This window comes from Pseudomonas sp. DSP3-2-3, from assembly GCF_049898225.1.
GTDB lineage: Bacteria > Pseudomonadota > Gammaproteobacteria > Pseudomonadales > Pseudomonadaceae > Aquipseudomonas.
The window spans coordinates 60,828-74,572 of record NZ_JAFCXH010000007.1 but is presented as its reverse complement, the minus strand read 5'-3'; the positions used below and the strand labels follow the sequence as shown (position 1 = coordinate 74,572).

Here is a 13,745-nt window from a genome sequence, read left to right as displayed (position 1 = left end):
TGAACATTCAATCAACAAGTCTCACGCCGTTATTGCTTGCCAGCCAAAAATAGGTTTCCCCACCATCAAAACTGATTCGCGGGGTTACGGTCATGTACTCATTGATCTTCAATGTTTGCAGAAAAGCTCGGGCTAACTTGCTCGTCACTTTTCTTTGGGTCATTTCCGTTTCCGACACGCCCTGCGCGTCGCGGACAATGATTCGGGTCGGGGCGCCGGTAGCGGCCACGCCGCTCACCTCAATGGTGACCAGTTGCCCTTCAGCCATAAATGGCCATTGGCCAAGCTCCAGATCTTCACCACTGACCGCCACGGTTTTCAAAGACAACGTGGCGGCGCCCGCCAACCTGGGCCACTGGATAGTCGGGTACCGCTCCTGATCCAGCGGCTGGATACGTAAATGAAAGGGTCGGGAATCCTGGGCGTGACCGTTGAAAGGTGTGAAGCGGTAGAACACGTCAAAACGCTTGCTGTCCCCGCCCATATTGGCCGCAACCGCGCTGGCAGGCACAAGGAAACGTCTCCTGACGTCGGGACTGACCGGCGTCTGCGCAATATGCCGCCCGCCAGAGGGATGGCCCTGCCAATGCACTGCGAGGCCATCGTTTTCCTCGATCAGTACCGACTCGCTGACGTTGACATAAACGCCTACCGTCGCGTCACGCGCAAGCAGATAGCCCTCGTTTTGGCCCGGAAGGCCCTCGGCCTGCGCCTTCTCCACCACGGGAGGCGACAGATCCAGGGGCAGCAGCACGCTGAGACTCAGCGTTTCGCTCGTCGCAGCAACGCCGGGCCGGGCGTACTGATAGAAAACCGCCACCTTTTCGCCTTGATTGGCCAACAGCCATTCGGGGCCAATTGCAAACGCTACCGCGCCGGTTTCAATATGCGTGGCGTCAATGGGCAATGCCATGACGACGCAGCCAGCGGCTGGAACGCCATCCCCGTAGAGCACGGCATGATCGTCAAGCTGCATGCCGGGATAAGCCACGAATTGCACAATGATGCCTTCGGGATAACGCCCGGGATCTATCGGCAGGCTCGAGTCGTGGCCGTCGATATAAGGGGCTTCGAGACGTGCTGCAACAGGCGGCACAATGTGCACTGTTTGCACGGGCGACTCATCAGATTCAGCGCCGCTTGCGAAATCTATCTGATAGTTTATTTCGGCATAACCGTCTTCAATGATTAATACATTTGAGCGTTCTATACTAAATAGCGCAGGACCTTTGACACTTGCATCATCAACCGTAAACTTATCGGACCATTCGATCGGAGGAAAAACCTCATAGAAACCTTTCCAGTGTAAGGTCACGGAATCACCGATCTTCAGCGCAGCAACTATCGGCACAACCGCCAGTGCGCCGCTATCACCCACATCGTCAACTGCGAGCGCCAGGTCGTGAGACTGTTTTATTTGCGCAACAGGCAGGGTAACTTGATCAGACAAGTCTGCAAGACTGGCTTTACCACTGGCTGATTCGCTCATACTCGTGGCTCCATGCCGAGATTGTGATACGCGATCCGATGCTTCTGAGGGTGGTTTTACACCCGACAGGCAGGGATGTATACCTAGCAAAACTACTAGGTTGTCAGAGTCGGATACCGGGTCTACCGTGAATGGAAATGCGCTGCGTGGCGTCCAGCAAACAGCGATGCATCGGGAATTTCGGGTTGCTGACTCTAGCCACTACCCTATGTTCCCCAGGGAGAAACACAGTGAAAACAGGAAGTTTCATGTCTGCCGTGAAAAACAAACATACCTGGTTATGTTCAGCCTTGATCTTCAGTGCTCTGGGTTTGACGCAACCCATGCCACATGCCGAAGACGCCCCCAGACCGGCGATTAAACCCAACGCTGCGGCGACGGTTGATCCATGGGAGTGGAGTGGTGGAGTCCACGAACACGATCACCAATATGCCTGCTCGGACCATAGCGTCATGGTCGGTCTGAGACATAAAGGTGACGAAGAAGAAGGCACCTTTTACCGATGCGCCTCAGTCCATCAGTTCCAGCAGTTGAAGACGTCAGATGCGGCTTGGGAAGAGATTGATGATGAAAGTTTGCATAGCTACAACTGTCCTACAGACAAAGTCATGACGGGTCGAAAACACGTCGGTGATGAAAACGAACCCACCAGCTATCAATGTTCCACAGTTATCGATGCATGGGGCAATGCAATGCGGACCATAGTGGACAGCGAATGGACAAGTGCCGGCGAGGCACATAAAACTGACTTTGAATGCCCTGCCAACAAGGTCATTGCTTCTCGGCAGCACTGGGGAGACGAAGAAGCCCCCACCGGATTCAAGTGCGCCTCATTGTGGTAGTTAATATTTTCGTCCGCCAGGAAGATCTCTCATGAACACACACAAAAACTCATCTTCGGCAGTCCACTCAAACACTGCACCGGGTGTCGCCAGTTCGGGCATTATTACCATCAGAGATAAAGACGAGGCGAGTTGCGCTCTACCTGCCCCACCCATTGGCAGTGGCGAAACGAAAATATATGGGTTCCGTGAGACGAGCTCCCCCTGCCGAAACGATACAGCGCGGAGTGTTCAGTTCAATGACTTTCCCTCTGCCACGCAGGTTGTACTGGCTGATATCGAGGACGCGTCAGAAAGCGAAGATCAGAACTTCTGGTTTAAATTTGTGACCACGCGCAAAAGAACGTCAACAACCATTATCCAATTGGCGACTATCGACACCTTTCAGGTAGGCGACATCATTCAGCCAGGGTTGAGGCTGATTGGGAAATACCGCAAAAACGGCAATGCACAGATACATGACAGGCTGTCAGGCGTCTCCATCACTGCCGCCACATCTCCACCCGACCCGGCTTAGGGTTGCTTGATTATTTATCACCTCAGAGGGTTACCGGAAATGACAACTTCCAGTGCCGTGCATTCCAATGCATTCAACTTTATGGGTTTTATGCAGCATTGCGTTGATCCGCGCACGGGCCAGTACACCGTGTCAGTGGACATGCCGGAACTCAAGAGCAACCGGCTCTGCGGTCCGGCCGTGCCGCTGCAGTTGCAGTTCAACCCGCTGAATGTGATCGATTCCGGCTTCGGCATGGGCTGGAATCTGAACCTGTCGCAGTTCACGCCAGAGGACCAGATGCTGGCCCTGAGCAGCGGCGAGAATTTCAAGGTCACCGGCAGCGGGGCCCAACCGGACATCAAGGAGAAAAAACTCGACACCTTCCACTTCCATGACGAGGGCAACGAGACTTACCGCGTGGTGCATAAATCCGGACTGGTGGAAACCCTGGTCACCGGCGGCAGCGACAAGCAACGGGTTGCCTTGCCCCGCACGATCAGCTCGCCTTCGGGCCATGCCGTCAGCCTGACGTATGTCCCGTTCAACGGCGGCCAGTTGTTGCACACCGTCAGCGATGCCTTCACCACGCTGCTGCGTGTGGAGCGTGACCCCAGTGGTTCGTTCGTCAAGCTGCACCTGCATCCGGACAGCGGGCCCGACGGCGGGCCGATGGCCACTTTCGAGATGAGGCTCAATGGCGACGGCGAAGTCACCGCCATCATTTTGCCGACTCCTGAGAAAGCTTCCTGGCGGTTTACCTATGACCAGTTTTTTGGCCGCACCTGCCTGGTTGAAGTCCAGACCCCGGTGGGCGGTCGGGAAACCATCGAATACTTCGATCAGGGCCACGTCTTTCCCGGCCCGCCGCGCGATCCATTGCCCCGGGTCAATCGCCACCGCAGCTACCCCGGTTTTGGACAACCCATGATCGAAGTGGACTACAGCTACACCGACAACAACTTCCTTGGCCACAACGCCCTGCAACACTGGGACGACAATGGCGAGGACAATCTTTATAACGTTGCCCATGACTATGAGTACGGCTCGGTCGCCACCTTGAAAAACGGCAGCAACATCCTGCGTACGGTGACCCGCACCTATAACCGATTTCATCTCCAGACTGAGGAACTGACGGTCCAGGATCACTGCGTCAAACGGGTGCTGACCGACTACCACGCCGAAGACACGAATTTCGCCAATCAACCGCCGCAGTTCCAGCTGCCGAAAACCGTCACCCACCGCTGGGAACTGGACAACGACGCCAGCCAGGTTCGCATCGAGGTCGAAAGCACTGAGTTCGATGAATACGGCAACCTGACCAGAAAGGTCCAGGCCAATGGCATCTGCGAAACCTTTAGCTATTACCCCAGGGAGAGCACCGAGGGTTGTCCGCCGGATCCGGATGGGTTTGTGCGCAACCAGCACGAGCACCACACCTACCCCGCAGCGTCGGAGCATGGCCAGGCCGCCGTTCTGCGCTTCGCCTACACCTACCGCGCCCTGCCGGCGCTGGAGAACGCCACTGGCGCAGGCAATTGGCTGGTGATCGCCGAGGAAACCCTGACCAGCAGCGACGACAACCATGTCGCAGCGCTGCGATACACCCAGCGTGACTATTACGACGCACCGCAAGACCCGGCAGCGCATGGTCGGCCGAAAAGCCACAGCGAAACCCTCAACGGCAAAACCTCGATCACCGGGTTCAGCTACAGCACGCCCCTGAGCGTTCTGGCCGGGGAGACCGTGGATCAGATAGTCGAAACCCTGACCGCGTTTGATGGCACGTCCAAAAGCGTAACCCTGCAACAGTCACTGTTTACCGGCAAACCGCTGGTCGTGCCCGACGTCAACGGGGTTCTGCTCAAGTACGAATACGACACGTTGAATCGGGTCACTCTGGAAACCGTGGCCCCGGATACCGAGTTCGCCGCGTCTCGTCATTACGCGTATACGTTGACCTCCCAGCTCGGGCAGCAGGCAAGCCAGGAGTTGACGGACGTCAAGGGCCTCAAGACCCGCAGCACCTTCGACGGGCTTAATCGAACGATTCTCGAGGAATGCCTGGAACCTGGGCAAACACCGGATAAATACCGCATAACCTACTCGACGGCATACGATCAGTGGGGCAATCTGGCCAGCGAAAACGATTTTGACTGGCTGGGAACGCCAGAACTGGCCCTGACCAGCACCCTCGAGTACGACAACTGGGGCCATCAATGCAGAGTGGTGGGGCCGGACGGGGTCGCCACTGTCACGCAACGCTCACCCTTCGGCAAACGCGGTGTCAGGCAGACCAGCTGGATAGAAAGCTCGACCCAGCCCTCGATCAAAAGCGGTTTGAGCGTTACCGAATTCAACGTATTCAACAAGCCGGATTCCGTCGTTCGCCAGGATGAAACAGGCGCGACCGTCGGCTCACTGCTCTATCAATACGACGGCAAGGGCAACTGCACCCAGCAAACGCAACAGCTCAGCAACCGCAGTCTGGTGACCGAATATGCCTTCGATGCATTTGAGCGCATGACAAGCACCACCCTTCCCGATAATACCGTTGTGGCTCGCAGTTTCGCCGATCACAGCAGCAGCGAATTGCCCATAAACATCCATGTCACACCCGGCAATACTGCCGAGCCTGAGGTTACACCCGGCACTCAGGCGTTCGATGGCCTGGAGCGGCTGATCCGGGTCAGCGTTGGCCCTCGTGTGGAAACCTACGGGTACACGGGAGATCGGATGCAGCCCAGCCAGCGCATCTCGCCCAGCAAGCAAGTTTTCGATTACAGCTACGACCTGAACCTGACAACCCAGCCGCGCAAAATCAGCATCAACGGCGCAGCCGCAAACGAAGTGGAATTCAGCTACGACAGCCAGACCGCGCGTATCACTGGCACCAGCAGAGTTGCCGATCAGCCCGAGAATCAATACGCCTACGACGTTTTCGGTCATCTGCGACTGCAAAGTCGTACCGCTAGCGAAGGCAAGGTCCAGGAGACCCGTTACATCAGCTCACGGCAGGGTCGACCCATGAGTAGCACCGTCGCCGATGGCTTCGAGACCTTCTACGAATACGACGACTGCGGTAGGGTCGCGTCGGTCTCGCAGGGCAAATTGCAGGCCGAATTCACCTACAACAATCTGGGTCAATTGCAGCAAAGCACCACTCATCTTCTGGGCAGTGACAGAAACCTGCTCACCGAGCTGGAATACGACACACTCGGCAGGGAAACCAGACGCACCCAGCATCTGCCCGACCTCCCGGTCCGAACCTTCATCCAGGCCTGGTACGACGACGACCAATTGCACATTCGGGAACGCCTTGTTGGCGAGCAAAGCGTCTGCAAGGAAACGTTTACCTACGATTCCCGCGGTCGGCTGGACAATTACAAAGCCGAGGGCAGCGAGCTGTCGAGCGATGCCCACGGCAACCGGATTACCGAACAGACCTTCCTGTTCGACGCCCTGAACAACATCAAACTCTGCCTCAGCAAGTTCGCTGATGGCAGCAGTGACAGAGCCATGTTCACCTATGCCCCCGATGACTCATGCCAGCTGATCAAGGTGACGCACAACCACGAAAGCTATCCGCTCAGTACCGAGTTCACCTACGACGCCGATGGCCACATGCTCAATGATGAACGCGGCAGGCAGTTGAGCTATAACAGCCAGGGACGCCTGACTGAAGTCAAGGGCGCTAATGATCAGCCCATCATTGCCTATCACTATGATGGCCACGACGACCTCATTGGAGTACTTCACGCCAATGGCAGCGAAACCCGGCGCTTTTATGAAGGTTACAGCCTGAGCCATACAGTCCATGACAAGACCCTTATCCAATGCCTTTACGACCAGGACGGCCCCATCGGCCAACAGCAGCAGGGCGACGAGAGCCAAACGTTGCTGTTCCTGACCAATGCCAGCAACAGTGTGATTGGCGAAAGCCAGCTCGACAACGAGGTACGAACCCGATCCTACAGCGCCTATGGCGAACAAACGGATGACGAATTGCTCAGCCTGCTGGCGTTCAATGGTGAAGTGCGCGAAGAACTCGGCGGCTGGTACCTGCTGGGACGAGGCTATCGGGTCTATAACCCAAGCCTGATGCGTTTTCACAGCCCGGACTCCCTCAGTCCGTTCGGCGCGGGTGGTCTCAATCCCTACATGTACTGCATGGGCAATCCGATTACCTTCTCCGATCCGACCGGCCATCGCTATGACGACGACCCGATCTATCAGGATCCGATTGAACAGCCCAAGCAAGGCGGGGGCTGGGCCAAGTGGATTGGGGTTGGCGTGTCGGCTGTTTTCCTGGTGATTTCGATTGCCACCGCCCCGGCCACCGGTGGTCTGTCGGTAGGCGCGGTACTCGCCTGGGGTGGGGTCGCATTGCAGGCAGCCGGCCTTGGCCTTCAGGTGGCGGGTGTGGCCACGGAAGACGGGGAGCTGAACAGTATCGGCATAGCCGTAACAGCTTTAGGCGCGGTAGCGAGTTTTCTAGGGGGGCTGACGATAGCAAAAGGGACGCCGACGGTAGGGGGCAAGTTGTGGAGCACCGTGAGAGGAGCACCGCGAGGCGCTGCGGGGGGTTCACCCAATGTTATACCGCGAGCGCACGGCTCCGGTGCGGGTGGAACGGGTAACGTCTCTCCTAGAGGTTCGACGGCAGGCACTGCGAACAACACTGGTATAACTGTCAGAGCACAGACACCCAGTGTAGATTATTCTCTAACTGCGTCCCCCAGACCTTCCATGTCTGGTGGAGGACCCCCGGGTACAAATGCCGGGGCGGGTACAGGTGGAGGTTCACCCCGAGCCAGCGTGGGAAGTCTGTCCCCTTCGACTGTTGCTCCGGTTGCTCCTGCTGCGCCTCCAGCTCCTGCTGCAGCGGGACCAGGAGGTAGGGCCATGACTGTCGGTGGTTGGGGACGAAATCCAACGGGAGGTTGGCAGAATCCTGACAACAGCTTTACGAGCGCGCTCGTGTGAATGCGGTAGGCCCCAGCCACGCGGGCGGCTACAATCGCCGCCCGCGTCGCCGATCAGAAGCCTGGCATGCCAACCTGTTCCATTGTCCCGTTGCCCTATTGCCCCAACCCTGCCGATGACTTCGGTCGGATCCGCCACGCCCCCGGCGCCATCCTGCTGGACAGCGGCCGCCCAAGCGCCGAGCGTGGCAGGTTCGATGTGTTCAGCGCCTGGCCGCTGGAGCAACTGGTGCCGCAACCTCAGGAAAGCGGCGACGATTTTTTTCAGCGGCTGCGCGCCAGCCTGGCGCGACTGGGCCCGGCGCAATTGCCGGCGGGCAGTGAATTGCCCTTTGCTGGCGGGCTGCTGGGTTACCTCGGCTATGACTTCGGTCGCCGTCTGGAGCCGCAACCCGGGCACGCAATCGATGATCTGCAATTGCCCGACGCCCGCCTTGGGCTGTACGCCTGGGCAGTCATTACAGACCATCAGGCGCGGACCACGCAGCTGATCTGCCATCCCGCGCTGGCGCCCGACGAAGGGCAGCGACTGCTGGAGTTGTTCAGACAACCCGCCAAGTTAGATCCAGCGCAATTTCAACTGACGACAGCGTTCAAGGCCAATCTCGACGCTGACGATTACCGCGCCGCCTTCGCGCGCATCCAGGCGTATATCCAGGCGGGCGACTGTTATCAGGTCAACTTCGCCCAGCGTTTTCAGGCTGATTGCCAAGGCGACCCATGGGCAGCGTATTGCGCGTTGCGAGCGGCCTGCCCTACGCCGTTTTCCGGTTATATAGCCTTGCCTGATGGCGACGCGATCATGAGCTTGTCGCCGGAGCGTTTCGTCAAGGTCAGCGAGCGTCAGGTCGAAACCCGACCGATCAAAGGCACGCGTCCGCGCGGTCGTGATGCGGCCGAGGACAAGGCCTACGCCGAAGAGCTATTGGCGAGCGCCAAGGACCGCGCGGAAAACCTGATGATCGTCGACCTGCTGCGCAACGATCTGGGCCGCAGCTGCCGGATTGGCTCGGTGAAAGTCCCCGAGCTGTTCAGCCTGGAAAGCTATCCGAACGTGCATCACCTGGTCAGCAGCGTGACGGGCGAACTGGCGCAAGGTCACGATCCGCTGGACCTGATCGCCGGAAGCTTTCCGGGCGGCTCGATCACCGGCGCACCGAAGATCCGCGCCATGCAGATCATCGACGAACTGGAGCCGACGCGGCGTGCCTTGTACTGCGGGTCATTGATGTATCTGGACGTGCGCGGCGAAATGGACAGCTCCATCGCCATTCGCAGTTTGCTGGTCAAGAACGGCAAGGTTTCCTGCTGGGGCGGCGGCGGCATCGTTGCCGATTCCGACTGCGAAGCCGAATACCAGGAATCGATCACCAAGGTGCGGGTGTTGCTGGAGACGCTGGCGGGGCTTTAAAGCGCAATCGTGTGGGACCGGCTTTAGCCGGGAAGGCTCTATTTCGGCCAACCAGACACATCGAATGCGCCGACCTCTTCCCGGCTGAAGCCGGTCCCACAACGGGTGCAGCTTACACACTCAAATCCCGATTCGAGGCCTTGATGAATTCCCTTTTCAGATCTTCAAAGGTATGCACTGCCGGGAACTGCGGGAATTCGCGGATCACGTTTTCCGGGGCATGGAACAGAATGCCAGCATCGGCTTCGCCCAGCATCGTGGTGTCGTTGTATGAATCGCCGGCAGCGATCACCCGGTAGTACAAGGTCTTGAACGCCAGTACCGATTGACGCTTGGGATCTTTCTGACGCAGCTGATAGCTGACGACCCGGTCGGTCTCGTCGGTGATCAGGCGATGACAGAGCAAAGTTGGGAAGCCCAGCTGACGCATCAGCGGCTGGGAGAATTCATAGAAGGTGTCCGACAGAATGACCACCTGAAAGCGCTCGCGCAGCCAGTTGACGAACTCGATGGCGCCGTCCAGCGGCTTCAGGGTGCCGATCACTTCCTGAATATCCGAAAGCTTCAGGCCGTGCTCATCGAGGATGCGCAGACGCTGCTTCATCAGCACGTCGTAGTCGGGAATATCCCGGGTGGTGGCGCGCAACGATTCGATACCGGTTTTTTCAGCAAAGGCGATCCAGATTTCCGGGACCAGCACACCTTCCAGGTCCAGACAGGCAATTTCCACAGGACACTCCTTGGGGACTTCATCGTCAAAAAGAACCGGCACTTTAGGGGCTGTTGCTGTTTCAGCGCAACTTCAACGCAACAACGGCAAACCGGCCAACTCAGTGAAAGATTTTGTTAACATCCGCGTCATTACGAGCGCCTAAGCGCCAACTTTAGGAAACCGCCTGATGAGCCAACCCTTCGACGTCGTGGGTCTCGCCGCGACTTACGCCAACAAGTCCCCGCAGGACATCCTGAAACTGGCCTTTGAGCATTTCGGTGACGACCTGTGGATTTCCTTCAGCGGTGCCGAGGATGTGGTGCTGGTGGACATGGCCTGGAAGCTGAACAAGAACGTCAAGGTCTTCAGCCTGGACACTGGCCGCCTGCATCCGGAAACCTATCGCTTCATCGAGCAGGTCCGCGAGCACTACAAGATCGACATCGAAATCATGACCCCGGATCAGCAGAAGCTCGAACCCTTCGTCAAGGAAAAGGGCTTGTTCAGCTTTTATCGCGACGGGCATGGCGAGTGCTGCGGTATCCGCAAGATCGAACCGCTGCGGCGCAAGCTGGCGGGCGTAACCGCCTGGGCCACCGGTCAACGTCGCGACCAGAGCCCTGGCACCCGCAGCCACGTCGCGGCACTGGAAATCGACAGCGCTTTTTCAACGCCGGAACGCACCCTGTACAAATTCAACCCGCTGGCGCAGATGACCAGCGAGGAAGTCTGGGGTTATATCCGCATGCTGGAGCTGCCGTACAACAGCCTGCACGAACGCGGATTCATCAGCATCGGTTGCGAACCCTGCACACGGCCCGTGCTGCCGAATCAGCACGAACGTGAAGGCCGCTGGTGGTGGGAAGAGGCCACGCAGAAGGAATGCGGATTGCATTCGGGGAATTTGATCGCGAAGGCTTGAGTGCCGCCAGCCCCGTTGGAGATTCTATGTCCGGGGGCAACCGCCAGGCGCCAGACGTATTGTCTGAACCGACGCCTTCCCGGCTAAAGCCGGTCCCACAGTGGGACCGGCTTTAGCCGGGAAGACGGCATTCCAGTAGACGCAAATGCATCGGCTGTACGTGCAGATCCGTTGGAGCGAGGCTTGCCCGCGAAAGCAGTATTTCAGGTTAAAAAATCTGCCTGGTTTACTGACCTCTTCGCGAGCAAGCTCGCTCCCACTCGATTAAATCAATGCACCGGCAATTCCACGCCGTCGAACAACTCTTCCAGCTCTTGCTTGTTGTGGCACTGAATCGCCTTGGCCATGACCTCACGGGTCAGGTGCGGGGCGAATTTCTCGATGAAGTCGCACATGAAGCCGCGCAGGAAGGTGCCGCGACGGAAGCCGATGCGAGTGATGCTGGCTTCGAACAGGTCGCTGGCATCGAGCATCACCAGATCGCTGTCGAGCTTGGCATCCACGGCCATTTTCGCCACGATGCCGACACCCAGGCCCAGGCGCACGTACGTCTTGATGACGTCGGCGTCGGCGGCGGTGAACACCACTTTAGGGGTCAGGCCGCGATGGCTGAAAGCCTCGTCGAGCTTGGAACGACCCGTGAAACCGAACACATAAGTCACGATCGGGTACTCAGCCAGCACTTCCAGCGTCAGCTTCGGCACCTTGGCCAACGGGTGGCCTTGAGGCACGACGACGCAACGGTTCCAGCGATAGCACGGCATCATCACCAGATCGCCGAACAGCTCCAGCGCCTCAGTGGCAATGGCGAAATCCACAGTGCCATCAGCGGCCATTTCCGCGATCTGCATCGGTGAACCTTGATGCATGTGCAGCGCCACGTCGGGATATTGCTTGATGAAATTGCTGATCACCGGCGGCAACGCATAACGCGCCTGGGTATGCGTGGTCGCAATCGACAGGGTGCCTTTCTTCTCGTTCGAGAACTCCTGGGCAATCTGCTTGATGCTCTCCACTTTGCGCAGGATTTCGCCGGCAGTGGTGATGATGCGCTCACCGGCGGGGGTGACGCGGGTCAGATGCTTGCCGCTGCGGGCGAACACTTCGACGCCCAGTTCGTCCTCCAGCAGGCGAATCTGCTTACTGATACCGGGCTGAGAGGTATACAGACTCTGAGCCGTCGCTGAAACGTTGAGGTCGTGGTGCGCCACTTCCCAGATGTAGCGCAATTGTTGAAGCTTCATATGTGTCCCTCAAAGCAGGAAGACGCCCAAGGCATCAGCGACGCTATATAACTGGATTAATGGTGAAAACAAGACAACTAGAACTTTTTATCACTTTTAAGCGACAAAGGCACGCTTGATTTTACGTCTGCGTCTCATCTCTGCGGCGTGGGCCCTTGCTCCACCCCGGCACCATGTAAACCGGAACCTCCGATAGCTGTAAAACCCTGGCCGCCGTGCGGCCAATCGGTGCAGCGGCTTCTGTTCCGTGACTGTGACTGCCCACTACCAGCAGGTCGACCTCCAGCTGTTGCGCCTGCTCCAGAATGACGTTGCAGGGATCTCCCTGCACAACCCGCACGGTGCGGATCAAGGCCAGATCCTGATGCCCTTCCCCCAGCTCCTCGCGGAAACCGTCCAGGACCCGTTGCTCGATTCCATCCAGCACGGTGTTGAGCCCCTGGCGATGCAATTCTTTAAGCGCATCCTCACTCAGATAACTTTGTAGTACAGATTCAGCAAACAGCCCCATCGGCTCAACCACATGGATCACATAAAGCTCGGCGTTAAAGGTTCGAGCCAGTGCCAGCGCGTGCTGCATGACGTAGGGCGCATACAGACTCAGGTCAGTGGCATACAGCATCGAACGAATCATACGACCTCCCGAACAGCCAGAATGGCGGAGATGGATTCAGCTTAGCAGCGCGCCAAAAAGTACGACGGTGATTACCTGTTCGCGGGGCAAAAGTTCAAAGTTTTATTTCGTTGCTGATGCCGTGCGGGACGTGGCCGGTAGCAACCACATCGCGGGCTTTCTCGCAGTGGCCGGGTTGATCATCGAAGAACACATCGGCGGCAAAGGCTTCAAGAAATGCGGACTTCTCCAGCCCGCCCAGGAACAGTGACTCGTCCAGACGAATATCCCATTCGCGCAACGTACGAATCACCCGTTCATGCGCAGGCGCCGAGCGCGCCGTGACCAGCGCGGTGCGAATCGGACAGGCCTCCTCGGGGAACTCGCGTTGCAGCAGATTGAGCGCCGCCAGGAACGGTTTGAACGGGCCGCCGCGCAATGGCTCGCGGGCCGACTGGCGCTCACTGGCCTGAAAGGCTTCGAGACCGCCCGACTGATATACCCGCTCCGACTCGTCGGAGAACAGCACGGCATCGCCATCGAAGGCAATGCGCAGCTCGGCACTGGCCGCACGCCGCGCCCCGCCGGAGAGAATGGTCGCCGCCGCGAAACCGGCATCCAGCGCACTGCGCACATCCTCGGCATGCGTCGAAAGAAACAGATGGCAACCGAAGGCCGCCAGATAGGGATAAGGGCTGCGACCGCCGACGAATGCCGCACGGGTAATGTCCAGACCATAATGCTGGATCGAATTGAAAATTCGCAGGCCGGTGTCGGCGCTGTTGCGGGAAACCAGAATGACCTCGACCCGCGCCTTGCTCATGCTCGCGTTGAGGCTCAACAGCTTCTGCACCAACAGAAACGCATCGCCGGGCTCAAGCATCTCGTCTTCATGAGCGATCTGATATTTGCGGTACGCCTCGACGCCGTCAGCCATGTAGATCGCATGACTGTCACGCAGGTCGAACAGGGCGCGGGAGGAAATCGCCAGGACCAGTCTGTTGCCTTGATCGTTTGCCATGGGTTCGCCT

At 58.1% G+C, this 13,745-nt stretch carries 10 protein-coding genes; 5 read left to right on the top strand and 5 right to left on the bottom strand.

Features of this window, described 5'->3' with window-relative positions; all coding sequences use genetic code 11:
• Positions 1-7: 7 nt before the first annotated feature.
• Complete coding sequence (locus ACP7E4_RS10535; RefSeq protein WP_426114934.1) at positions 8-1,489, bottom strand: hypothetical protein; 1,482 nt, start codon at positions 1,487-1,489, stop codon at positions 8-10.
• A 248-nt stretch (positions 1,490-1,737) separates the two neighbouring features.
• On the opposite strand from ACP7E4_RS10535, the gene ACP7E4_RS10530 reads away from it, so the two are divergent.
• From ACP7E4_RS10530 to pabB, 4 genes are all read left to right on the top strand, one after another.
• The gene (locus ACP7E4_RS10530) at positions 1,738-2,331 is read left to right on the top strand and encodes a hypothetical protein (protein ID WP_426114936.1); all 594 of its coding nucleotides are present in this window, start codon (positions 1,738-1,740) and stop codon (positions 2,329-2,331) included.
• Between the two features lie 31 nt (positions 2,332-2,362).
• Complete coding sequence (locus tag ACP7E4_RS10525) at positions 2,363-2,848, top strand: hypothetical protein (protein ID WP_426114938.1); 486 nt, start codon at positions 2,363-2,365, stop codon at positions 2,846-2,848.
• Between the two features lie 39 nt (positions 2,849-2,887).
• Positions 2,888-7,813 (top strand): RHS repeat-associated core domain-containing protein, encoded by a 4,926-nt coding sequence (locus ACP7E4_RS10520; RefSeq protein WP_426114940.1) that lies wholly within the window; start codon positions 2,888-2,890, stop codon positions 7,811-7,813.
• Positions 7,814-7,879: 66 nt separating this feature from the next.
• Positions 7,880-9,223 (top strand): aminodeoxychorismate synthase component I, encoded by a 1,344-nt coding sequence (gene pabB, locus ACP7E4_RS10515; protein WP_426114942.1) that lies wholly within the window; start codon positions 7,880-7,882, stop codon positions 9,221-9,223.
• A gap of 112 nt (positions 9,224-9,335) precedes the next feature.
• Here the strand turns inward: pabB and thrH are convergent, their stop codons facing one another.
• Positions 9,336-9,953 (bottom strand): bifunctional phosphoserine phosphatase/homoserine phosphotransferase ThrH, encoded by a 618-nt coding sequence (gene thrH / locus ACP7E4_RS10510; protein ID WP_426114944.1) that lies wholly within the window; start codon positions 9,951-9,953, stop codon positions 9,336-9,338.
• Between the two features lie 169 nt (positions 9,954-10,122).
• Here thrH and ACP7E4_RS10505 point away from each other — a divergent pair, with 169 nt between their 5' ends.
• Positions 10,123-10,857 carry a phosphoadenylyl-sulfate reductase gene (locus ACP7E4_RS10505; protein WP_426114946.1) on the top strand — a complete coding sequence of 245 codons (735 nt, stop codon included), beginning with the start codon at positions 10,123-10,125 and terminating at the stop codon, positions 10,855-10,857.
• A gap of 269 nt (positions 10,858-11,126) precedes the next feature.
• Here ACP7E4_RS10505 and cysB read toward each other — a convergent pair whose 3' ends face one another.
• From cysB to ACP7E4_RS10490, 3 genes are all read right to left on the bottom strand, one after another.
• The gene (gene cysB, locus ACP7E4_RS10500) at positions 11,127-12,101 is read right to left on the bottom strand and encodes an HTH-type transcriptional regulator CysB (protein ID WP_065834596.1); all 975 of its coding nucleotides are present in this window, start codon (positions 12,099-12,101) and stop codon (positions 11,127-11,129) included.
• Positions 12,102-12,222: 121 nt separating this feature from the next.
• Entirely contained in the window at positions 12,223-12,735 is a 513-nt protein-coding gene (locus ACP7E4_RS10495) for a universal stress protein (protein WP_426114948.1), read from the bottom strand.
• Positions 12,736-12,829: 94 nt separating this feature from the next.
• Positions 12,830-13,735, bottom strand: a complete 906-nt coding sequence (locus tag ACP7E4_RS10490) for a 5'-nucleotidase (RefSeq protein ID WP_426114950.1) — start codon at positions 13,733-13,735, stop codon at positions 12,830-12,832.
• Positions 13,736-13,745: the final 10 nt, after the last annotated feature.